Annotated in this window: 19 protein-coding genes; 10 read left to right on the top strand and 9 right to left on the bottom strand. The window is 64.8% G+C overall.

The annotated features are described in order from the left end of the window. Positions 1-85 precede the first annotated feature (85 nt). A complete protein-coding gene (locus tag IOC69_RS00860; RefSeq protein WP_290541633.1) occupies positions 86-1,564 on the bottom strand; it encodes a leucyl aminopeptidase in 1,479 nt (492 codons plus the stop codon). Between the two features lie 377 nt (positions 1,565-1,941). On the opposite strand from IOC69_RS00860, the gene lptD reads away from it, so the two are divergent. The 4 genes from lptD to rsmA are packed head-to-tail and all read left to right on the top strand — an operon-like array spanning position 1,942 to position 7,008. Then, complete coding sequence (gene lptD / locus IOC69_RS00855; protein ID WP_290541632.1) at positions 1,942-4,179, top strand: LPS assembly protein LptD; 2,238 nt, start codon at positions 1,942-1,944, stop codon at positions 4,177-4,179. Continuing rightward, positions 4,179-5,174 carry a SurA N-terminal domain-containing protein gene (locus IOC69_RS00850; RefSeq protein WP_290541631.1) on the top strand — a complete coding sequence of 332 codons (996 nt, stop codon included), beginning with the start codon at positions 4,179-4,181 and terminating at the stop codon, positions 5,172-5,174. The genes lptD and IOC69_RS00850 overlap by 1 nt, the downstream gene beginning before the upstream one ends. A gap of 8 nt (positions 5,175-5,182) precedes the next feature. Next, positions 5,183-6,175 carry a 4-hydroxythreonine-4-phosphate dehydrogenase PdxA gene (gene pdxA, locus IOC69_RS00845; protein ID WP_290541630.1) on the top strand — a complete coding sequence of 331 codons (993 nt, stop codon included), beginning with the start codon at positions 5,183-5,185 and terminating at the stop codon, positions 6,173-6,175. Next, positions 6,172-7,008, top strand: coding sequence for a 16S rRNA (adenine(1518)-N(6)/adenine(1519)-N(6))-dimethyltransferase RsmA (gene rsmA / locus IOC69_RS00840; protein ID WP_290541629.1), 837 nt, complete (start codon positions 6,172-6,174; stop codon positions 7,006-7,008). Before pdxA ends, rsmA begins: the two co-directional genes overlap by 4 nt. Before the next feature lie 46 nt (positions 7,009-7,054). Here rsmA and gmk read toward each other — a convergent pair whose 3' ends face one another. The 6 genes from gmk to IOC69_RS00810 all read right to left on the bottom strand — a co-directional run bounded on the left by gmk (position 7,055) and on the right by IOC69_RS00810 (position 12,533). Beyond that, on the bottom strand, positions 7,055-7,687 hold the full coding sequence (gmk, locus tag IOC69_RS00835) for a guanylate kinase (RefSeq protein WP_290541628.1): 633 nt from the start codon (positions 7,685-7,687) through the stop codon (positions 7,055-7,057). A gap of 10 nt (positions 7,688-7,697) precedes the next feature. Next, the gene (locus tag IOC69_RS00830) at positions 7,698-8,585 is read right to left on the bottom strand and encodes a YicC/YloC family endoribonuclease (RefSeq protein WP_290541627.1); all 888 of its coding nucleotides are present in this window, start codon (positions 8,583-8,585) and stop codon (positions 7,698-7,700) included. A gap of 65 nt (positions 8,586-8,650) precedes the next feature. After that, positions 8,651-10,075 (bottom strand): endolytic transglycosylase MltG, encoded by a 1,425-nt coding sequence (gene mltG / locus IOC69_RS00825; protein WP_290541626.1) that lies wholly within the window; start codon positions 10,073-10,075, stop codon positions 8,651-8,653. 38 nt (positions 10,076-10,113) lie between these two features. Further along, positions 10,114-11,379, bottom strand: a complete 1,266-nt coding sequence (gene fabF / locus IOC69_RS00820; RefSeq protein ID WP_290541625.1) for a beta-ketoacyl-ACP synthase II — start codon at positions 11,377-11,379, stop codon at positions 10,114-10,116. A 106-nt stretch (positions 11,380-11,485) separates the two neighbouring features. After that, complete coding sequence (locus IOC69_RS00815; protein ID WP_290541624.1) at positions 11,486-11,722, bottom strand: acyl carrier protein; 237 nt, start codon at positions 11,720-11,722, stop codon at positions 11,486-11,488. 187 nt (positions 11,723-11,909) lie between these two features. Continuing rightward, positions 11,910-12,533: a TetR family transcriptional regulator C-terminal domain-containing protein gene (locus tag IOC69_RS00810; RefSeq protein WP_290541623.1), complete on the bottom strand. Its 624-nt coding sequence runs from the start codon at positions 12,531-12,533 to the stop codon at positions 11,910-11,912. A gap of 85 nt (positions 12,534-12,618) precedes the next feature. Here IOC69_RS00810 and IOC69_RS00805 point away from each other — a divergent pair, with 85 nt between their 5' ends. The 6 genes from IOC69_RS00805 (at position 12,619) to IOC69_RS00780 (ending at position 19,252) form a co-directional block, all read left to right on the top strand. After that, positions 12,619-13,395, top strand: a complete 777-nt coding sequence (locus tag IOC69_RS00805) for an ABC transporter ATP-binding protein (RefSeq protein WP_290541622.1) — start codon at positions 12,619-12,621, stop codon at positions 13,393-13,395. After that, positions 13,396-14,298, top strand: coding sequence for an ABC transporter permease (locus IOC69_RS00800; protein WP_290541621.1), 903 nt, complete (start codon positions 13,396-13,398; stop codon positions 14,296-14,298). Beyond that, complete coding sequence (locus IOC69_RS00795; RefSeq protein WP_290541620.1) at positions 14,295-15,065, top strand: ABC transporter permease; 771 nt, start codon at positions 14,295-14,297, stop codon at positions 15,063-15,065. The genes IOC69_RS00800 and IOC69_RS00795 overlap by 4 nt, the downstream gene beginning before the upstream one ends. A gap of 32 nt (positions 15,066-15,097) precedes the next feature. After that, positions 15,098-16,093 (top strand): ABC transporter substrate-binding protein, encoded by a 996-nt coding sequence (locus tag IOC69_RS00790; RefSeq protein WP_290541655.1) that lies wholly within the window; start codon positions 15,098-15,100, stop codon positions 16,091-16,093. Positions 16,094-16,160: 67 nt separating this feature from the next. After that, positions 16,161-17,615: a dihydropyrimidinase gene (gene hydA, locus IOC69_RS00785; protein ID WP_290541619.1), complete on the top strand. Its 1,455-nt coding sequence runs from the start codon at positions 16,161-16,163 to the stop codon at positions 17,613-17,615. A gap of 599 nt (positions 17,616-18,214) precedes the next feature. Next, positions 18,215-19,252 (top strand): aspartate-semialdehyde dehydrogenase, encoded by a 1,038-nt coding sequence (locus IOC69_RS00780; RefSeq protein WP_290541618.1) that lies wholly within the window; start codon positions 18,215-18,217, stop codon positions 19,250-19,252. A 66-nt stretch (positions 19,253-19,318) separates the two neighbouring features. On the opposite strand, the gene IOC69_RS00775 is transcribed toward IOC69_RS00780, so the two are convergent. After that, positions 19,319-20,062, bottom strand: coding sequence for a thioredoxin family protein (locus IOC69_RS00775; RefSeq protein ID WP_290541617.1), 744 nt, complete (start codon positions 20,060-20,062; stop codon positions 19,319-19,321). A 75-nt stretch (positions 20,063-20,137) separates the two neighbouring features. After that, positions 20,138-22,837: an aconitate hydratase AcnA gene (gene acnA / locus IOC69_RS00770; protein ID WP_290541616.1), complete on the bottom strand. Its 2,700-nt coding sequence runs from the start codon at positions 22,835-22,837 to the stop codon at positions 20,138-20,140. Between the last annotated feature and the right edge of the window lie 430 nt (positions 22,838-23,267).

Below are 23,267 nucleotides of genomic sequence, written 5' to 3'. Positions count from 1 at the left end.
AACCCGCTTTTGCGGATCATGCTCGAGCTTTTGATCTGGCCCGCGTCCTTCATAGTCAGGCTATCCCGCCTGACCGGAATATGCGCTACTGCTCGTAAAACCGGTTCACCAGCCGGTCCAGCAGACGCACGCCCCAGCCCGGACCCCAGCTCTGGTTGATGGAGCTGCGCGGGCCGTCCATGGCCGTGCCCGCCACGTCGAGGTGAGCCCAGGGCACATTGTTCACAAAACGTTGCAGGAACTGCGCCGCGGTGATCGAGCCGGCATGGCGACCGCCGGTGTTCTTCACGTCGGCCACGTCATGGTCGATGATCTTGTCGTATTCGGGCGCCAGCGGCATGCGCCACACCTTCTCGCCCGTGGCATAACCCGCCTCGGACAGGCGCTGGGCCAATTCGTCGTTGTTGGAGAACAGGCCCGCATGTTCCTTCCCGAGCGCCACCAGAATGGCGCCGGTGAGCGTGGCGAGGTCGATCATGAAGCGCGGCTTGAAGCGGTCCTGGACATACCACAGCACATCCGCCAGCACGAGCCGGCCCTCGGCGTCGGTGTTGAGCACGGCAATGGTCTGGCCCGACATGGAGGTGACCACGTCACCCGGCCGCTGCGCCTTGCCGTCCGGCATGTTCTCGACAAGGCCGATGGCGCCCACCGCATTGACCCTGGCCTTGCGCCTGGCCAAAGCCATCATCAGCCCGGCCACGCAGGCAGCGCCACCCATGTCGCCCTTCATGTCCTCCATGCCGGCGGCGGGCTTGATCGAGATGCCGCCGGTGTCGAAGGTGACCCCCTTGCCGATGAAGGCCAGCGGCGCCTCATTGGTCTTGCCGCCCTTCCACTCCATCACCACCATGCGCGCCTCGTGCGCCGATCCCTGGGCGACGCCGAGCAGCGCGTTCATGCCCAGCTTCCTCATCTGCGCCGGACTCATGACCGAAATTTTGAGGCCGAGCCTGGCGAGCGGCTTCATGCGCTCGGCGAAGGCAACCGGGTGGAGGTGATTCGGTGGCTCGTTGACCAGGTCGCGCGCCAGGTGCACGCCATCGGCCACCGCATCCAGGGCGGCAAAGCGCTGCCTGGCGCCCCTCGCATCCGCGGTGAGGACCGTAACCTCCCGCAGCTCCTTCGCCTCCGGCTTCTTCGACTTGTAATGGTTGAAGCTGTAGACGCGGAGCCTGATGCCGGAGGCGATCAGCGCCGCCGTCTCGACCGGCGTGAGGCCTCCTGCCGCCAGATCGGCCGCAATCGTCATCACATCGGTCTTGAGCGCCTGCGCAATGCCGGCCGTGGCCCCGCCCAGCAACTCCAGGTCGAGCGGGCGCAGCGCTGCGGGCTTGCCAAGGCCAAACAGCACGGCCCGGCTGAAGCTTCCGCCGGGAGCGACAATGTCGAGCGTCGAATCCCGCCGTCCGGTGAAGCCGGCTGCCGTGATGGCCCGGCGGATCTGGCCCCCGGTGCGGCCGTCGGCCTCGGCGGCAAGCCCCGAGAGCGCCTCTCCCTCGGTCACAAGCAGGATCAACACGCCGGACTTTGGCAGGCTGGCGGGCGAGAAGCTGATTTTCATGCGATTCCTTCCGGCTGGGGAAGCCTGCTCTTAGCGCATGATCCGATCAGGGGGAACACCCGATCGGATCATGCGCCAGGTCAATGGCTTGGGCATGATCTTGTCGCAAAACCGGTCCCACTATTGCGGGTCATGCTCCGGCGCGTTGTCAACAGCCTGGGAATTATGTGACGCGCCCTGCTATTTTAAGCTGTATAAACCATGAGCCATCACACTTCAGACCTTTTCCCTGCCCGAGGCCCACGCCAGGGCTTCCCGCACCTCCAGAAAGCCGTTAATATTCGCCCGGTGAAGTGAGTTGTCGGGGTCAGGTGCGAAAACACCGTTATAACCAGCTCTGTGCACGGGTGCGGGGACTGCATGTCTGCGTCCTCGGAATGATGGCGGCTGCGGGCCTCGCACTGTCCATTGGCGTCAGCCTTGCCGGCGTCACCGACCAGCCTGCCTTCGTGGCGCCCGTGGACAAGCCAATTCCAAAGGGCACCCGTGTCAACGTCATTGCCGACACTCTGACATTTGATGAGAAGACCAAAATCGCCACTGCCACCGGCACGGTGCGGCTGACCTATGGCCCCTATGTGCTGACCGCCACCAGGGTGGTCTACAACATGATGACCAGGACCTTCTCGGCCAACGGCTCGGTTGTCCTGAAGGAGCCGAACGGCAATGTGATGCAGGCCGATTCCGCCGAATTGAGAGACACCTTCGCGGAGGGCTTTGCCAGGCACGTGACGGCGCTGCTCACCAACAACGTCACCATCACCGCGCAATATGCCCGCCGCTACGTCAACGGCATCACCATCTTCCAGCATGCGAGCTACACGGCCTGCAAGACCTGCGTGACGGCGGACGGCACGCCGGTATGGCAGATCGCGGCGCGCGAGGCCAAGCACGACAGCTTGGGACAGACGATCTACTACAAGGATGCGACGCTGAAGTTCGGGTCCGTTCCGGTGTTCTTCACGCCCTATTTCGAATACCCCGACCCCACGGTGGAGCGGCGCACCGGCTTTCTGCTGCCATCGGTTCACTGGGGCGAGTACGGCTTCGGCGTGACGACTCCCTATTTCTGGGCGATCGACCGCAGCACCGACATGACCTTCGCGCCCATGTGGACCACGCGCAGCGGACCCCTGGCCGCCCTGCAGGTCCGCAAGGCGCTGGCGGCCGGCGCCATGAGCTTCGACGGCTGGGGCATCTACGAGTTCTCCGAACTCGACACCAATGCGCAAGATACGCCATGGCGCGGCGCGGCGCGCGCGCAGTCCGACTTCCGCATCAACGATAAATGGACGTGGGGCTGGGACGGAACCGTGGTCAGCGACAGAAGGTTCATGTCCGACTACGACATCGATCCACGCAATATGCTGGCCAGTTACGTGCAGGCCACCGGCCTCGACGACCGCAACTACACCAAGGCGCAAGTCATCGGCTGGCGCTCCCTGGTCGATGGCGAGGACCAGGGCGACATGCCCGTGGCCACGCCGTTCATCTCCGGCGACTACGTGCTGCCGGAGGAGGTGCTTGGCGGAGAGTTTTCTTATGGCTTCAATTACTACACTCTGGAGCGCCAGAACGCTATTGACACCGTCGTCTACAACCAGAGCGGATATTCGTCTGGCAACAACACGCTCAACCTCGACCTCGGCACCAACCAGACGCACATGATGGCCTATGCCGACTGGCAGCGGCAGTTGATTTCCGGGCAGGGCGTGCTGGTGACGCCCTTCGCATCGGTCCGCGGCGACGGCTTCCTGTCGCGGAACGTGCCTTCCGCGGAAGAAGACAGCACCGCGGACTTCTACGTCCTTCCGACCGCCGGCATCGACACGCGCATGCCTTTCATCACCTCGCTGGGCGACTACGACAGCGTTCTCACGCCCGTGGTGCAGTTGATCGCCTCGCCCTCCGAACCCGACCAGCGCAACAATGGCAATGAAGATGCGATCACGCTGAACTTCGACACCTCGAACCTGTTCTTAAGCGACAAGTTCACCGGCTATGACCGCTGGGAGGGCGGCATTCGCGCCAATGCCGGCGTGAACTACACGCTGCTTGCGCCCTCGGGCGGCTTCGTGCGAGCGAGTCTGGGCGAAAGCTTCCACATCGCCGGCGAAAACAGCTATCTCGTGGGCTCCGGCCTCGACGGCACGTCATCGGACATGGTTGGCGCCATCGCGCTGCAGTTCAATCCCAACATCACACTGGGCTACCAGGCCCGCTGGGAGGAGGACTTCTCCCGTATCAATGTTCAGGAGGCCTCGCTCGGCCTCAATTTCAGCAAGTTTGCGGGTTCTATCAGCTACGCAAATATTTCGAAGGCCGCCAATTACGGTCGGCCTGATGACGAAGAGCAGGTGTGGGGCAACGGCCGCTATTATCTCAGCGATGCCTGGAGCGTCTTCGGGAGCGCCCGTTATGACGCGCGCAACGGCAAGCCGATGGGCGAGAGCCTGGGTGTTACCTTCGACTGCGACTGCATGAAGGCGGAACTCGTTTACTCCATGTCCCATACCGATCAGTTTGGCGTCAGCGACAATGGCACCGAATACCGCATCGACCTCAGCGTCGAGCTGAGGACGATCGGCATATTGGCAGGCGGGTTCGTGCTCTGATGAACCTGCGCCGGCCCGCTTTCGCCGCGCTTCTGGCGGCTCTTCTCGTCTGTGGCCCCGCCATTCTGCCCGCCCATGCGGCCGCAATCATTGCCATCGTCAACGACCAGCCGATCACCGGGATTGACCTCAAGCAGCGAGTGGCCCTGCTCGAGATCATGGACGACGTGCCGCGCGGCGGCATGGACGACAGGAAGGCGCTGAAGCAGCTCATCGACCAGGCCGTGAAGATCCAGGAAGCCAAACGCTACAGCCTGCTGCCCAGCGACACCGAGCTCAACGACCGGATCAAGGCCCTGGCCAAGAACATGAAGCTCACCGTCGATCAGCTTTATGCCAAGCTGGAGGAAAAGGGCGTGAGCCGGACGGCCTTCATCGAATATGTGAAAGCCGGCATGGGCTTCAACCGCATCATGCAGGGCAAATACGGCCAGCAGGTCAAGGCAAGCGACGCCGAGATCGATGCCAAGATGGCCGAGCTGAAGAACAACATCAGCGCGGAAACCGCGAAGATCATGAATGATCCGCGCATGAGGCCGGTCACCGTCTTCACGCTGATGGAGGTCGTCTTGCCGGTTGACGGCAATGACCCGATGCTCATGCAGTCGCGTGCCATCGAGGCAACGCAGGTGATGCAGCGCCTGAAGAGCTGCGACGGCCTGAAGGCGGCCTCGGAGGGCGTCTTCGACGTCAAGAAGGGCAAGACCTTCGAGGCCGACGCAGCCAAGCTGCCGCCGCCGATGAAGGCAGCCCTGGAAAAGGGCGGGGTGGGCCGCGCCATCGGGCCGATGCGCGGCAAGGACGGCATCCAGCTCATTGCATTGTGCGGCGTGCGCAAGATCACCCCACCCAAGCCCAACTTCGCCGTTCCGACGCGCGATCAGGTGGAGCGCGTCGTGATCAACGAGAAATACGACAAGCTGGAAGAGCAATATCTCAGCACGGCGCGCGACAAGGTCTATGTCGAGTACCGCGACCAGAGCTACGCCCAATAGGGCCCGCGATGACAGGCCCGCTCATCCTCACCTGTGGCGAACCGGCGGGCGTCGGGCCGGAGATCACCGCCGCCGCCTGGGTGGCCCTGCGGCACGAACCCGCCTGCACCTTCGCCCTGCTGGGCGACGCCGCCTATTGGCGGAGCCGCAATCCGGGCCTCGCAATCGCCGAGATTGCAACTCCGGCGGAGGCCGGGGCGGTGTTCGCCGCCGCCCTGCCGGTGCTGCACCGTCCCCTCGCCATACACCCCGCGCCCGGTGTCATCGCGTCCGGCACGGCGCCGCAGGTGATTGCCGCCATCGATGAGGCGGTGGACATGGCCTTCCGTGGCGCGGCCGGGGGGATCGTGACGAACCCGATCCAGAAGGACGCGCTTTATGGCGCGGGCTTCCGGCACCAGGGCCACACGGATTACCTCGCGCACCTCTCCGCCCACCACGGACAACCGGCGCAGGAAGCAATGATGCTGGTGGCGGACGGCCTGCGCGCAATTCCGGTGACAGTGCACATCCCGCTGAAGGACGTGCCCGCTCGGCTCACGCGGGAGGCGATTCTCGGCCAGGCCCGCGTGGCGGCGCATGGCCTTGCACGCTATTTCGGCATCGCGAAGCCACGGCTGGCCGTCACCGGGCTCAACCCCCACGCCGGGGAGAACGGCGCCATGGGCCGCGAGGAGATCGAGGTGATTCGCCCCGCGATCGACACGCTGCGCGCGGAGGGGTTCCATGTGCTGGGCCCGCTCTCCGCCGATACCGCCTTCCACGCGGAGGCGCGTGCCGGTTATGACGCGATCCTCTGCATGTATCACGATCAGGCGCTGATCCCGGTCAAGACGCTGGACTTCCACGGCGGCATCAATGTGAGCCTGGGGTTGCCCTTCATCCGCACCTCGCCGGACCATGGAACGGCTCTGGGCATCGCCGGCACGCACACCGCAAATCCGGGGAGCCTCATCGCCGCGATCCGCCTCGCCGCCAGGATGCGCAAGGCCGCGGCGTGAGCGGGGACGGGCTGCCGCCCCTGCGCGAGGTGATCGCGCGCCACGGCCTTGCCGCCAGGAAAGCGCTGGGCCAGAATTTTCTGTTCGATCTCAACCTCACGCGCCGCATCGCGCGCGCCGCGGGCCCTCTCGAAGGTTTCACCGTGATCGAGATCGGCCCCGGCCCCGGCGGCCTCACCCGCGCGCTGCTGACGGAGGGCGCCACAAAGATAATCGCTATCGAGCGCGATGAACGTCCACTGGCAGCACTTGCCGAAATCTCGGCTGCCTGGCCGGACCGGCTCACCGTCATCCCCGGCGATGCGCTGGAGACGGACTACGCAAGGCTCGCGGACGGCAAGCCCACCAAGATCGTCGCCAACCTGCCCTATAACATTGCGACGCCGCTGCTCGTCGGCTGGCTCAGCGGAGACCGGTGGCCTCCCTTCTACGCCTCGCTCACGCTGATGTTCCAGAAAGAAGTGGCCGAGCGCATCGTGGCCAGGCCCGGCGGCACGGACTTCGGCCGGCTCTCGGTGCTCTGCCAGCACTGCACAACGGCGAAGAAGCTCTTCGACGTCAACCGCTCCGCCTTCACCCCGCCGCCCAAGGTGACCTCCTCGGTCGTGCAGCTCATTCCAAAGCCTGGGCCCGAGCCCCAATGCCGCCCCGACCTGCTCGAGCGCGTCACCGCCGCCGCCTTCGGCCAGCGCCGCAAAATGCTGCGGTCAAGCCTGAAGAACCTGGTTCCCGACCCGGAAACCATGTTGCGAGAACTCGGGATCGACCCGGAACTCCGGGCCGAACAATTGCCGGTGGAGGCCTTTGCAAGGCTGGCGGCGCGCCTGGGCTGACCAAGCGAGACCTTCTCCCGTTGCGAGGCAACGCGAGAAGGGCTCCTCACAGCTTCTTTGTCAGCTCCCGCACAAAATCGGTCAGTCCCACACGCCGCCTCCGCTTCAGGCGTTCGGCCTTGAGGATCGCCTCGATTTCGGCATGGGCCACGCCGATGTCCTCGTTGACGATGACATAGTCGTATTCCGGCCAGTGGCTGATCTCGTCCGCCGCCCTGGCCATGCGCTTGGCGACGGTGGAGGCCGAATCCTGGGCACGGCCGATCAGCCTGTCGCGCAGTTCCTCCGCCGAGGGCGGCAGGATGAAGATGCGCACCAGGTCCTCCTCCATCGTGGCGCCCAGCTGCTGGGTGCCCTGCCAGTCGATGTCGAACAGAACGTCGCGGCCCGCCTGCAGCGCCTCCACAACGGGGCGTTTCGGCGTGCCGTAGAAATTTCCGAAGACCTCGGCATATTCGAGAAGCTCGCCACGGTCGCGCAGCTGCCCGAACTCCTCATGGCTGATGAAATGATAGTCCTTGCCATCGACCTCGCCCGGCCGCGGGGCGCGCGTCGTGACGGAGACCGACATGGTGATGTTGGCATCGGCAGCCAGCAGGCGGCGGGACAGCGTGGTCTTGCCGGCCCCCGAGGGCGACGACATGACGACCAGCAGGCCGCGGCGGGGAATAACGGTCATGATGGGTTCGTCACTCGATGTTCTGGACCTGCTCGCGCAGCTGGTCGATGACGGTCTTGAGGTCAAGGCCGATCGCGGTGAGCGAGCGGTCGGAGGCCTTGGAGCACAGGGTGTTGGCCTCGCGGTTGAACTCCTGCGCCAGAAAATCGAACTTGCGGCCCACGGCGTCATGCGACGCGAGCAGCGCCCGCGCTGCTTCCACATGCGAGGCGAGACGGTCCAGCTCCTCCTCGATGTCGGCGCGCGCCGCGGCGATCGCCGCCTCCTGGTGCAGCCGGTCAGGGTCGAGCGCGGCGCCCGTCTCCATCAGGCGGTTGACCTGCGAGGCAAGCCGCGCGCGGATCGCTTCGGGCGTGCGCGACGGGTTGCGCCGCGCCGCATCGGCCAGCTCCGCGATGCGCTGCACCTGGGCGGAAACCACGGCCATGAGGCGGTCACCCTCCTCACGCCTTGCGGCGGCGAGGGCCTTGAGCGCATCATCGAAGCTTGCAAGCATGTCGGCGTTGCGCGCCTCCGCCTCGCCCTCGGTTTCCGGCTCGGCAGTCACCTCCACCACGCCCTTGATGGCAAGCAGCACGTCGGCGCGCAGCGGCTCGCCGCCGATCCGGTCGCGCAGCGACTCTCCGGCTTCCACCAGACGGTCGAGAATGTTCCGGTTGAGGCGCACCGTATCGCGGCCCATCTGGCCGCTGACCGTGAGCGACACCTGCAAATTGCCGCGCCTGAAGGCTGAGGCCAGCGCCGCGCGAACCGGCGTTTCCAGCGCCTCGCAGCCCGGCGGCAGCTTCAGGCGCACGTCCAGCGCTTTGCCGTTCACGCTCTTGATTTCCCATTGCCAGAACAGTCCCTGGCGCTCGCCCGAGGCGCGGGCAAATCCGGTCATGCTGGAAACGGGCATTGATCCATCCCTGAACGTGAATCAGTGAGGAACCATTAGAACGTTTCCGGCGGAGGCGAAATGCATCAGGGGCGGAGCCGGGGGATGACCGTCTTTTGCCCGTCCACCACCAGAACGGTGCCCGGCTTCGGCGCCACCCCCGGCGTGGCCCGCGCCGCAGGCTTGGACGCGGCGGCCTGCAGCGATTTTGCCTGCGGCTTCGGGACCTGGGCTGCCGGGGCGGCGGGCTGAGCCTTTGGCGCAGCGGTTTCAGGGGCGGAGGCTTCGGCTGCTGCGGAGGGCGTGCCGGGCATGCCGCCGACGGTCGCCTCAGGCCCGGGCACCACGTCCGCCAGCGGCGCCTGGGTGGCCGGGGTTGCCGGTGTTGCCGGTGTGGATGGGGCATCCGCCGCCGGAACCGTTGCGGGCGCAGTGGCATCCGCCGCCGGGCGCGCGGGGGCGTCCGGCTCGCCGGTATCCGCCGCGGCAGCGGGCGCGCTGGCGATCTGCCGCCAGGCCTTCACGTTGCGGTTGTGTTCTTCCAGTGTTGCCGCAAAGGCATGACCACCGCTGCCGTCCGCCACGAAATAGAGCTTGTCCGTCTCCTCGGGGTTCAGCACAGCCTCCAGTGCTGCGCGGCCGGGATTGGCGATGGGGCCAGGTGGCAGCCCCTCGATGCGGTAGGTGTTGTAGGGCGTATCGCCGTCGATGTCGGCCTTGGACAGCGCCCGGTCGAGCCGTCCCTTGCCGCCTGCGATGCCATAAATGATCGTCGGGTCGGACTGCAGCCGCATGCCCTTCCCGAGCCGGTTGATGAACACCGAGGCGATCACCGGCCGCTCATCCGCCCGGGCCGTTTCCTTTTCCACGATCGAGGCCAGCGTCACCGCCTGTTCCGGCGTGGCGATGACCGGCACGGGCTTGCGCTTGGCCCAGAGCTCCGCGAGCAGCTTGGCCTGCGCGTCCTGCATGTCCTGCACGAGCTTCTGGCGCGTCATGCCGCGGCGGAACACATAGGTGTCGGGCAGGATCGAGCCTTCCGCCGGCTCCGCCACCGGTTCGCCCGTCAGCACCTCGCTGGCGTTGACGCGGTCCGCCGCCATCCGGCTGGTGAAGCCCTCGGGGATTGATAATTTGTAGGTGATGGCCTTGCCGCTGGCGATGAGCGCCATCGCCTCGGCCATCGTCGCTCCCTTGGCGAAGGCATATTCCCCGGCCTTGAGCCGCGCCCGCTGTCCGGTGATCTGGGCCATCAGTGCGAACAGGCGGCCGTTGGACACCACGCCGCTCCGCTGCAGCGCTTCGCCGATCTGGGTAACCGACTGTCCGGGCTCCACGATGACCACCTTGTCCGCGGCGAGTGGCCCGGGGGCGGTGAATTCGCTATAGGCGTAAAATCCTGCAAAGGCGGACACCGCCGCCCCGGCGAACAGCAGCAGGAAGGTCCAGCCAAGCACGCGCGAAATCGCCGAACGCCGCTGCCTGACGGGGCGCGGCTGTGGAAGTTTCATGCCTCGCTGCAGTCCCGGCAACCCGTTCCCTCCGCGCGTCAGGCCGCGAAGCGGCGCATGATCAGTGACGCATTCGTACCACCAAAACCAAAGGAATTCGACAGAACTGTGTTGATCTCTTTCTTCCTCGCAGCATTGGGCACGAGGTCGATGCGCGTCTCGACGGAGGGATTGTCGAGGTTGATGGTGGGCGGCGCGACATTGTCGCGGATCGCGAGGATCGAGAAGATCGCCTCCACCGCGCCCGCCGCGCCGAGAAGATGCCCGGTCGACGACTTGGTGGATGACATGGTGAGCTCCGCCGCGCGGCTGCCCATCAGGCGTTCGACGGCGCGCAGCTCGATCTCGTCGCCCAGGGGCGTCGAGGTGCCATGGGCGTTCACATAATCGATCTCATGCGCCTGCAGTCCGGCGCGCTTCAGCGCATTGGTCATGCAGCGGAAGGCGCCGTCGCCGTCGGAGGAGGGCGCGGTCACGTGATAGGCATCGCCCGACATGCCATAGCCCACGACCTCGGCATAGATTTTGGCGCCGCGCGCCCTGGCATGCTCGAGCTCCTCGAGAACCACGACGCCCGCGCCTTCGCCCATCACGAAACCGTCGCGGTCCTTGTCGTAGGGGCGGGAGGCCTTGCCGGGCGCATCGTTGAACCTGGTGGCAAGCGCCTTGCAGGCGATGAATCCGCCGATCCCGATGCGGCAAATCGCCGATTCCGCGCCGCCTGCCACCATGATGTCGGCATCGTCAAGCGCGATGAGCCGCGACGCATCGCCGATGGCATGAGAGCCTGTCGAACAGGCGGTGACCACCGCATGGTTTGGGCCCTTGAGGCCGAATTCGATGGAGACGAGGCCGGACGCAAGGTTGATCAGCGAACCCGGAATGAAGAACGGGCTGATGCGGCGCGGCCCCTTCTCGTTCATCAGCGTTGTCGTGTCCGCGATGTTGGAAAGACCGCCGATGCCGGAGCCGATCAGCGCGCCGGCGCGATGCTTTGCGTCCTCGGTCTTGAGTTCGACGCCCGAATCCCGCATCGCCTGTTTGGCGGCAGCCATGGCGTAGACAAGGAAGTCGTCGTAGCGGCGGATCTCCTTGGGGTCCATCCACTGTTCGGGATTGAAGGTGCCATTCGAGCCGTCGCCGCGCGGCAGTTCGCAGGCGATCTGGCAGGCCATGCCGGAGGCGTCGAAACGGGTGATCATGCCGCCGGCCGAGTGGCCCGCGAGGAGCCGGGTCCAGGTCTCATCGACGCCGCAGGCGAGGGGGGAAACCATACCGAGTCCGGTGACGACGACACGCCTCATGCAATGCCCTTTCTAGACGAAAGCGCGGCGGCAGGCCTGTCTCTCAGCCTGCCTCCGCGCGGAAACTTCAGTTGGCCGCGCCCTGTGGCGCGGCCCGGCGCAGCGATCAGGCGGCGCTTTTTTCGATGAACTTGACGGCATCGCCCACGGTCTGGATCGACTCGGCGGCGTCATCGGGAATCTCGATGCCGAACTCTTCCTCGAAGGCCATGACCAGCTCGACGTTGTCGAGGCTGTCGGCGCCGAGGTCGTCGATGAAGCTCGCTTCCGCCTTCACCTTGTCGGCGTCAACGCCAAGATGCTCGACGACGATCTTCTTCACCCGCTCAGCAACATCACTCATTGTCATTTCGTCCTTGGTTGATTTGTCCTGTCCGGCAGGACAGCAGAACCCCCTGCAGCCCCCCGCGCCGTCGGTTTCCCTAGCACAATTCGCGGGCACGTCAAAAGGGGGGTTCGCGAAACCGCGCGTCAGCGGCCCAGCCAAGGGTTGCGCCCGCCGCGGCAGGAGAAAACACGGAACAGCGCCGTCACCGCGGCCGCAGACCTTCCACGAACAGTTTCGTCAGCGTCTCCTCGGCCCTGCGCATCACGTCCGGCGCATGCCCCGCCACGGCCTGCACCTGGGGTTCGAAATCGGCGTAGTGCTGGGTCGTGGCCCAGATGGCGAAGATCAGGTGGTGGGGATCCAGCGCGTTCAGACGCCCCTCCGCGGTCCAGCCGCGGATAATGGCGGCCTTTTCGTCCACCAGCGCCTTCAGCGGGCCCTTGAGATAGGCGCCGATGGCGGTCGCCCCGTGCAGGATCTCGTTGGCGAAGAGGCGCGAGGCCTTGGGGTTGTCGCGCGACAGGCGTATCTTGGTGCGGATGTAGCGGGTGATCTCCTCGATCGGCTCGCCCCCGGGATCGAGGTTCCGCAGGGGCTCCAGCCAGTCATGCAGCGTGTGCTCCAGCACCGCGACGTAGATGTCCTCCTTGCGGCGGAAATAATAGAGCAGGTTGGGCTTGGACAGGCCGCAGCGTGTGGCGATCTGGTCCACCGTGGCGCCGCGGAAGCCATAGGCCGAAAACACCTCCAGCGCGGCCTTGAGGATCAGCTCCTCGTTCTGGGCCTGGATGCGGGTTTTCCGGGGGATTGTCGTGGCCTCCACCATGTGGCCACCTTGTTAATTCTTGATCGTCTGGTCAAGAGCGGATAGCCTTCGCATAAGCAACAACGGACCTGAGGGAGGAGCGGAGTTGGCGGGCCCGGTCATTTCGGCGCGCGAGCTGAGCCTTGTATTCCAGACGGCGGATGCGCCCGTTTATGCGCTGTCCAAGGTCAATCTGGAGGTCGAGGACGGCGGCTTCGTGTCCTTCATCGGCCCCTCTGGCTGCGGCAAGACCACGCTGCTGCGCGTCATCGCGGATCTCGAGCAGGCCACCTCCGGTTCGATCACCGTCAATGGCATGACCCCGCGGGAGGCCCGCCTCAAGCGCGCCTATGGCTATGTTTTCCAGGCGCCGGCACTTTATCCGTGGCGCACGGTGGAGCGCAACGTGGGGCTGCCGCTCGAAATCATGGGCCTCGATCATGCGGCTGAGCGGATCGCCAAGAACCTCGAGCTCGTGAACCTCAACGGCTTCGAGAAGAAATATCCCTGGCAACTGTCGGGCGGCATGCAGCAGCGCGTGTCGATCGCCCGCGCCTTGGCCTTCGACCCCAAGCTCCTGCTGATGGACGAGCCCTTTGGCGCGCTGGACGAGATCGTGCGCGACAAGCTGAACCAGCAATTGCTGGAACTGTGGGACCGCACCGGGAAAACGGTGGTGTTCGTCACCCATTCGATTCCGGAAGCGGTGTTCCTCTCCACCAGGATCGTGGTGATGAGCCCGCGGCCCGGCCGCATCATCGACGTGATCGAGACCAACCTGCCGAAGAACCGCACCCTCGACATTCGCGAGACGCCTGAGTTCCTGAGCCTCGCTCACCGCGTGCGCGAGGGGCTGAAAGCCGGGCACAGCTATGAGGACTGAGTGAGCGCCGCACCCGCCATCGCGGCGAAGCCCGTGGACCGCGAGAAGGGAAATGCCTTCCCCGTGACGGTCGTGTGCCTGTGCATCCTGCTTGCCTGGTACATCGCCGCCATCCCCATGAACTGGGTGATCGCCGGGCCGAAGATCGAAGCGGCGGGTGGCGGGCTCGCCAATGTCCTCGCCTTCTCCTGGAACGAGGCGCGGCCAGTCATCCCCGCCCCGCACCAGATCGCGCGGGAGCTGTGGAAGAGCATCTTCACCGTGGCGCCGTGGATGCCGAAATCGCTGATCTATCACGGCTGGGTGACGCTCTCCTCCACGCTGCTGGGTTTCGTGCTGGGCTCGCTGCTGGGCATCGCTCTGGCCATTGCCATCGTGCATTCGAAGTTCCTGTCGAAGAGCCTGATGCCGTGGATCATCGCGTCACAGACCATCCCCATCCTCGCCATCGCGCCCATGGTGATCGTGGTGCTGGGATCGGTCGGCTTCACCGGGCTGGTGCCGAAATCGCTGATCTCGATGTATCTGTGCTTCTTTCCCGTCACCATCGGCATGGTGAAGGGCCTCACCTCGCCGGAGGCGATGCAGCTTGACCTGATGCGCACCTATCATGCATCCACATCCCAGGTGCTGTGGAAGCTGCGCTTCCCGGCCTCCGTGCCGTTCCTGTTCGCGTCTCTCAAGGTGGCGGTGGCCATTGCGCTCACCGGCGCCATTGTGGGCGAATTGCCGACGGGCGCCATTGCCGGCATCGGCGCGCGCCTGCTGCAGGGCTCCTACTATGGGCAGACGGTGCAGATCTGGGCCGCGCTGTTCATGGGGTCCTTCCTTGCCGCGGCGCTGGTCTGGCTCGTCGGCGTGCTTGAGCGCGTCACGCTGAAGCGCATGGGGGTGCGTCCGTGAGCACGTGGCGGATCTCCGACATTCTCTACCCCGTGCTGTTCGGCATCGGCGTGCTGATCCTGTGGGAGGCGGTGGTGAGGGGCTTCGGCGTGCCCGCCGTGCTGCTGCCCGCACCTTCGGCGATCTGGGCCAAATTCATCACCTCGCTCCCCATCCTGTGGATCGACTTCTGGCAGACGGTGGTTCGCGCGGTGATCCCCGGCTGGATCATCGGCTCGGCGGCGGGCTTCCTCGTGGCGCTGCTGTGCGACCGCATTCCCTTCCTCAAGCGCGGGCTGCTGCCGCTCGGCAATTTGGTGGCGGCCCTTCCCATCGTGGGCGTGGCGCCCATTCTCGTCATGTGGTTCGGCTTTGACTGGCCCTCCAAGGCGGCGATGGTCGTGGTCATGACATTCTTCCCCATGCTCATCAACGCCGTGGCGGGGCTTCAGGCCTCGGGCCATCTGGAGCGCGACCTCATGCGCAGCTATGGCGCTTCGTGGTGGCGGACGCTGGTGAAGCTCAGGCTTCCCGCCGCCATGCCCTTCATCTTCAATGCGCTCAAAATCAATTCCACCCTGGCCATGATCGGCGCCATCGTTGCCGAATTCTTCGGCACGCCCATTGTCGGCATGGGCTTTCGCATCTCGACGGAAGTTGGCAGACTGGGGCTGGACATGGTCTGGGCCGGGATCGCGGTGGCTGCCATCACGGGTTCGGCCTTCTACGGTCTTCTGGTGTTCCTCGAACGCCGGGTGACCTTCTGGCATCCGTCCTACAGACAGTAGGCGGCAACTCAAAACTGGAGGAGACAGGGATGATGAGGAAACTTCTGATGGCCGCAGCCGCCGCGGGCGTGCTGCTGGCGAGCGGCCCGGCCGCCATGGCCGAAGCCGTGAAGCTGCAGCTGAAGTGGGTGACGCAGGCGCAGTTCGCCGGCTACTACGTGGCCGCCGCCAAGGGCTATTACAAGGACGCAGGCCTTGAGGTGACCATCCTGCCGGGCGGCCCGGACATCAACCCCCAGCAGGTGCTGGCGGGCGGCGGCGCTGATGTCGTCGTCGACTGGATGCCCTCCGCGCTCGCCACCCGCGAAAGGGGCTCGCCCGTGGTCAACATCGCCCAGCCCTTCAAGCGCTCAGGCATGATGCTCACCTGCCGCGTCGACACCGGCATCAAGACGCCTGCTGACTTCAAGGGCAAGACGCTGGGCGTGTGGTTCTTCGGCAACGAATATCCCTTCCTGTCGTGGATGAGCCAGCTCGGCCTCTCCACCAATGGCGGGCCGGATGGCGTCACCGTCATCAAGCAGGGCTTCAACGTCGACCCGCTCCTGCAGAAGCAGGCGGACTGCATCTCGACCATGACCTATAACGAATACTGGCAGCTCATCGAGGCGGGCATGAAGCCCGAGGAGCTCATCACCTTCAAGTATGAGGACCAGGGTGTGGCGACACTGGAGGACGGCCTCTACGTGCTCGAGGACAAGCTGAAGGACGCGGCCTTCGTCGAGACCATGGCCAAGTTCGTCAAGGCCTCGATGAAGGGCTGGGACTATGCCTGCGCCAATGGCGACGAGGCAGCCCAGATCGTTCTCGACAACGACGCGTCCGGCGCCCAGACCATCGATCACCAAAAGCGCATGATGGGAGAGGTGAACAAGCTCACCGAAGGCTCCGACGGCACGCTGGACGCGGCCGCCGCCGGGCGCACGGTCGAGACCCTGATGAAGGGCGGCTCCGACCCGGTCATCACCAAGAAGCCGGAAGGCGCGTGGACCTCGGCCGTGACCGACAAGGCCAAGACCCTGCAGTAATCGGCGGGGGCCTCCTCCACCGTGGAGGGGGCCCTTTTCTTTCCCTTCGTTCAAGGAGACAGCAGCCATGAGCACGTTGATCCGCGGCGGCACCGTCGTGAACCATGACCTCTCGCAGCGCGCCGACGTGCTGATCGACGGCGGCAAGATCGCCGCCATCGGAGAGAAACTGGACGCGCCCACGGGGGCCGGGATCGTGGATGCCGGCGGCTGCTATGTCATGCCGGGCGGCATCGACCCGCACACCCACATGGAACTGATGTTCATGGGCAAGGTCTCCGCCGATGATTTCGAGTGGGGCACCAAGGCAGGCCTCTCCGGCGGCACCACGATGATCGTCGACTTCTGCATTCCGGCTCCGGGCGAATCGATGCTCGCCGCCTATCAGGCCTGGCGCCACAAGGCCGAGAAGGCCTGCGCGGATTATTCCTTCCACATGGCGGTGACGCAGTGGTCGGCCCAGATCCACGACGAGATGGAAACCGTGGTCAGGACCTATGGCATCAACACCTTCAAGCACTTCATGGCCTACAAGGGTGCGCTGATGGTGAATGACGACGAGCTCTATAATTCCTTCCGCCGCTGCGCGCAGCTGGGCGCCCTGCCGCTGGTCCATGCCGAGAACGGCGATGTGGTGGCGCGCATGCAGGCCGACCTTCTGGCGCGCGGTGTGACGGGGCCCGAGGGCCACAGCTATTCGCGCCCGCCGGAAGTCGAGGGCGAGGCGGCGAACCGCGCCATCATGATCGCCGACATGGCGGGCTGCCCGCTCTATATCGTGCATGTTTCCTGCGAGCAGACGCATGATGCCATCCGCCGCGCCAAACAGGCCGGCCAGCGCGTGTTCGGCGAGCCGCTGGTTCAGTATCTTGTGCTCGACGATTCCGAATATCAGAACAAGGACTGGGATTATGCCGCGGGCCGCGTGATGAGCCCGCCCTTCCGCAACAAGAAGCACCAGGATTCGCTGTGGGCGGGGCTCCAGTCCGGCACGCTGTCGGTGGTGGCCACCGATCACTGCTCCTTCACCATCGAACAGAAGCGCAATGGGCTGGGCGACTTCACCAAGATTCCCAACGGCACGGGCGGCCTCGAGGACCGGCTGCCGGTCTTGTGGAATGCCGGCGTCAACACCGGCCGCCTCACCAGGGAGGAGTTTGTCGCCGCGACCTCCACCAACATCGCGCGCATCCTCAACATGTATCCGAGGAAGGGTGCGGTGCGCGTGGGCTCCGATGCCGACCTCGTGATCTGGGACCCCAAAGCCACCAAGACCATCCGCGCCGGGAATCAGGTGTCGCGCATCGAGTATAACGTCTTCGAAGGCTACACCTGCACCGGCGTGCCGCGCACCGTGTTCTCGCGCGGGCGGATCGCCTGGACCGAGGGCGACATGCGCGCCAGGCCCGGCGACGGCGAATTCGTCCGCCGCGAACCCAATGCGCCGGTGAACGTCGCCAACGCCATCTGGAAGGGCCTGACGCAGCCAAAGCCGGTGCCGCGCCCCGATATCGTGCCGTAAGAAATCTCAAGGGAGGCCGGCGTGGGCGCCCTCATTGATTGGATAAGCCGCACCCCGTGAACAATTTTCCAGCCATTGATTTCGGGCTCCGACCACGTCGTGTGAAGTCTTCGCTTTTGCAGGAAAGCGGGGCGGCGGCTGTGGTTTGCTTGCAATTTGACCTGCGACTGAAGCTACCCGCTGCCGCGGAAGTTGTTAGCGCATGGTCCGATCAGGTGGAATCACCTGATCGGTAAGAACATGCCCCAGATCAAAAGATTGAGCATGATCTTATTGCAAAAGTGGTTCCACTTTTGCGGATCATGCTCCAGGTTGACTATCGCTCCCCCGGCGGCTAAAGCCCGTTTGGATACAAACAGGCAGGACATCAGGCGGGCCATGGCCCTTTTTGCCGCCATCGCTGGTTTCAGCTGCGCCGCTTCCGCGGGGCATCAGCGCTTTGCCTTGGCCGTGAAACGCACGAAAACGATAAAAACGGCGTGAGCCTTCTCCCCCGGCCTTCCGCCCTGAGGGGGAGGAAGGTGTAACCCCCTTTTTGCCCGAAAGCGGAGCGGGCGCGCTCGCGGGGGGCGGGCTGGACGGCTATCAGGAGACAGAAAATGGGTTACAAGGTTGCGGTCGTCGGCGCCACGGGCAATGTGGGCCGGGAAATGCTGTCGATCCTCGAGGAGCGACAGTTTCCGGTGGATGAGGTGCACGCCATCGCCTCGCGCAAGTCGATGGGGGTGGAGGTCTCCTTCGGCGACAGGACGCTGAAGTGCCAGGACCTTGAGCAGTTCGATTTCTCCAGGGCCGATTTCTGCCTCATGTCGGCGGGCTCCGCCGTGTCGAAGGACTGGTCGCCAAGGATCGGCGCCACTGGCTGCATTGTGATCGACAACTCCTCCTGCTGGCGTTACGAGCCGGACGTGCCGCTCGTCGTTCCGGAAGTGAACGCCCATGTGCTGGCCGACTACATGGCCCGCCCCAACCGCCGCAACATCATCGCCAATCCCAACTGCTCCACCGCCCAGCTCGTCGTGGTGCTGAAGCCGTTGCATGACGTGGCGAGGATCAGGCGCGTGGTGGTGGCCACCTACCAGTCGGTGTCGGGCGCCGGCAAGGAGGGCCTGGACGAGCTGTGGAACCAGACCAAGGGCATCTTCGTCACTGATCAGCCCACGCCGAGGAAGTTCACCAAGCAGATCGCCTTCAACGTCATTCCGCATATCGACGTCTTCATGGATTCGGGCGACACCAAGGAAGAGTGGAAGATGGTGGCCGAGACCAAGAAAATTGTCGACCCCAAGATCAGGCTCACCGCAACCTGCGTGCGCGTGCCCGTCTTCGTGGGCCATTCGGAAGCCGTCAACATTGAGTTCGAAACGCCGATCTCGGCCGATGAGGCGCGCGACATCCTGCGCGAGGCGCCGGGCTGCATGGTGATCGACAAGCGCGAAAACGGCGGCTACATCACGCCGGTCGAATGCGTGGGCGATTTCGCCACCTTCATCTCGCGCATCCGCGAGGATGCGACGGTCGAGAACGGCCTTAACCTGTGGGTGGTTTCCGACAATCTGCGCAAGGGCGCGGCGCTCAACGCGGTGCAGATCGCGGAGAGCCTGATCAACCGCGGGCTGATCAAGAAAGCCGCCTGAGCCGTTGCGCACGGGCGCGGCGTGACGTTGCGGATGGGTTGACGCCGCAGCGCCTTTCCGCGGCGATCAGCTGACCACGCGGCCCCAGGCGGCCGCACCCAGCACCGGGCCCACCTTGCCCGTCTGCAGCAGCGCCACGCATCCCGTGGCATCGGGCGTCAGCAACCCGTCCTTGGGCAGTGACAGCCGCGTGGCGGAACCCGACCACATCGCGGCGGGCGCCAGCTTGCGCACCACATTGGTGTAGCTCACCTCGCGCCCCGCCATTTCGCCCTTCTCGATCTTCACCGAGATCCGGTCGAGAATGGGCATCACCCAGAGTGTTGCCTCGCCCTGGCCTGCTCCCGCCTCGAAAACCAGCTCTTTGCCCTTGTCGGCGATGCTCAGCGCCACCGGCCACGGCCTGATGCGCGACTGCTCCAGCACCGCGAAGACCTCGGAGCGCTGGCTGCCCACCATCTGCTTCTGGCCATTGACGATCATCTGCGGGGTATAGACATCCATGTCGCCGCGCGCCTTGGCATAGTCATACTGGCGCCGCGAGAAGTCAGGCCCGGCCAGCGTGTCCTTCCAGCCGAGATAGTCCCAGTAGTCGACATGAAAGGTCAGCGCCAGCACGCCCGGCTTGCCGTGCAGCTCGGCGAGCAGCTTGTCGGCCGGCGGACAGGAATTGCAGCCCTGGCTCGAGAACAGCTCCACCACCACATCGATGGGCCAAGCCGCCGCGGCCCGCCCCGCCATCAGCGAAACGCCAACGCCGGCCCCAAGGGCAAGGCAGCGGCGGCGGTTGATGTGAGGCACTTTTTTCATGCCCCCTTATGCCGCGGGAGGCCCGCGGGCGCCACTCACGAGCCGTTCGGGCCGTTCACGAATGCGTGCGGGTGTTCAGCCCGCCCTGGCAAGGTTGCGCAGCACATAGGGCATGATGCCGCCGTTCTTGTAGTAGTCGAGTTCGTCCAGCGTATCGATTCGGCAGAGCGCTTCGGCCGAGGCCCTGGAGCCATCCGCACGGGTGATCTCGACCGTGATCGCGGCGCGCGGCTTCAGGCCTTCAGCAAGGCCCTTGATGGTGACGGTCTCGTCACCCTTGAGGCCGAGGGTCTGCCAGCTTTCGCCCTCGCTGAACTGCAGCGGGACCACGCCCATGCCGATCAGGTTCGAGCGGTGAATGCGCTCGAAGCTCTGGGCGATCACGGCACGCACGCCGAGAAGCCTGGTGCCCTTGGCCGCCCAGTCGCGCGATGAGCCGGTGCCGTATTCCTTGCCGGCGAAGATCACAAGCGGCGTGCCGGCCGCGGCATATTTCATCGCGGCGTCATAGATCGGCATGGTCTCGCCGCCCGGATAGAACTTGGTGACGCCGCCTTCCACACCCGGAACCATCTGGTTCTTGATGCGGATGTTGGCGAAGGTGCCGCGCATCATCACCTCATGGTGGCCGCGGCGCGCGCCATAAGAGTTGAAGTCCGCCTTCTCCACGCCGCGCGAGTTGAGGTACTGGCCGGCGGGCGATGCCGCCTTGATGTCACCGGCGGGCGAGATGTGGTCGGTCGTGATCGAGTCGAGGAACAGCCCGAGGATGCGGGCGTTCCCGACATCCTTCACCGGCGCCGGCGTCATCGACAGCCCCTCGAAATAGGGCGGGTTGGCCACATAGGTGCTCTTCTGGTCCCAGGCATAGTTCATGCCCTTGGTCACCTTGATGGCGCGCCAGTGCTTGTCGCCCTTGAACACGTCCTTGTAGCGCGAGGCATAGGCCTTGCGCGTCACGTTCTTGCGCACCACGGCTGCAATGTCCCTGGCGCTGGGCCAGATATCCTTCAGGTAGACAGGCTTGCCCTTCTTGTTGTGGCCGAGCGCGTCCTTCGTCAGGTCCACGTTCAGGGAGCCCGCCAGAGCGTAAGCCACCACCAGCGGCGGCGAGGCCAGGTAGTTGGCGCGCACGTCCGGGTTCACGCGGCCTTCGAAGTTGCGGTTGCCGGACAGCACCGCGGCGGCCACCAGGTCATTCTTCCTGATCGAGTCCGAGATGTTTTCGGGAAGCGGGCCGGAATTGCCGATGCAGGTGGTGCAGCCATAGCCCACCAGGTTGAAGCCGATCTTGTCGAGGTCCTTCTGGAGCCCCGAGCTGTCGAGATATTCGGTGACGACCTGGCTGCCGGGCGCCAGAGACGTCTTCACCCAGGGCTTCACCGTGATCCCCGCCTTCACGGCATTGCGCGCCAGGAGCCCTGCGCCGATCATCACGGAGGGATTCGAGGTGTTGGTGCAGGAGGTGATGGCGGCGATCACCACGTCGCCGTGGCCCAGGTCATGGTTGGCATTCTCGACCTTGAAGCGCTTGCCCAGTTCCTCCGCCTTCTTGAACTCCTCGGCCATCGCCCTGGCGAAACCCGCCGCGGCGTCGCCCAGCTCCACGCGGTCCTGCGGGCGCTTGGGGCCGGCCAAGGAGGGAACGACCGTGGCGAGGTTCAGTTCGAGCGTGTCGGAGAACACCGGCTCGGCCGCCTTCGGCGTCCAGAACATGTCCTGCGCCCTGGCATATTTCTCGACGAGGGCAACTTGCGCGGAGGCGCGCGCCGTGCCCTTGAGATAGCTGATGGTCTCGGCATTGACGGGGAAGAAGCCGCAGGTCGCGCCATATTCCGGCGCCATGTTGGCGATCGTCGCCATGTCCTCAAGCGAGAGGTGAGCAAGGCCGGTGCCATGGAATTCCACGAACTTGCCGACCACGCCCTTCTTGCGCAGCATCTGGGTAACGGTGAGGACAAGGTCGGTGGCCGTCGTGCCCTCGGGCAGCCTGCCGTCGAGGCGGAAGCCGATCACTTCGGGGATCAGCATGGAAATGGGCTGGCCCAGCATCGCGGCCTCGGCCTCGATGCCGCCGACACCCCAGCCCAGAACCGCAAGGCCGTTCACCATGGTGGTGTGCGAGTCGGTGCCGACCAGCGTGTCAGGGTAGGCATAAGTGACGGTCTTGCCCTTCACCTTTCCGGTCTTGGTCCACACCGTCCTGGCGAGATATTCGAGATTCACCTGGTGGCAGATGCCGGTGCCGGGCGGCACCACGCGGAAATTGTCAAACGCCTCCTGCCCCCATTTCAGGAAGGTGTAGCGCTCGCCATTGCGGTCATACTCAAGGTTGACGTTGTTCCTGAACGCCTTGGAGCTGGCGAAGAAGTCGACCATCACCGAGTGGTCGATGACGAGGTCAACGGGGGCGAGCGGGTTGATCTTTTCAGGCGACTTGCCCAGCCCCTTCATCGCGTCGCGCATGGCGGCCAGATCGACGACGGCGGGCACGCCGGTGAAGTCCTGCATCAGCACGCGGGCCGGGCGGAAGGCGATTTCCTTCTCGTCCTTGCCCCGGTTCTTCACCCAGCTGGCGATCGCCTCGATGTCCTCCTTCGTCACCGACCGGCCGTCCTCGAAGCGCAGCAGGTTCTCGAGCAGCACCTTCAGCGAGTAGGGCAGCCGCGAAATGCCGGCGAGGCCGTTCTTCTCGGCGGCCTTGAGGCTGAAATAGGTGAAGGTCTTGCCGCCGGCCTTGAGGGTCTTGCGGCAATTGAAGCTGTCGAGCGACATGGGAGGCCTCCATCGGGAATGGGATGCCGCCCTTCTAGAGCAGGTTTCGGTTCAGTGGAATCGAAACCTGCTCTATCTCTTTGCCCGGTCGCATTTTCGACGGTCAACCGGTGTTCAATTGACCTGAAACTGCTTAAATCGCTTTGACGCCGCAGCGCCAGTTGAACCAGGGGCAGAAGCCATAAATTGGTTCAATGGCATTTGCCAGGATTGTGTGGCGGCTTCACCCATTGCGAATGTTCCGATCACATAGGATCGCCTGATCAGAAAAACATACATTACATCATATAATTAGAGCGGCGGGCGGTCAATTGACTCCATTAGGATTTCCCTCCCCCTCGTGGGGAGGGGTAGGGGTGGGGGGCCCACGAGTCCAATTCTCAAAGACCTGAGCCCGGGGACCCCCACCCTTAATCCCTCCCCACAAGGG

Origin of the sequence: Aestuariivirga sp. (assembly GCF_020252405.1) — a bacterium.
In the GTDB taxonomy this organism is placed as follows: Bacteria; Pseudomonadota; Alphaproteobacteria; order Rhizobiales; family Aestuariivirgaceae; genus Aestuariivirga.
The sequence above is the reverse complement of the archived record's forward strand: the minus strand, read 5'-3'. Positions and strand labels throughout refer to the sequence as shown.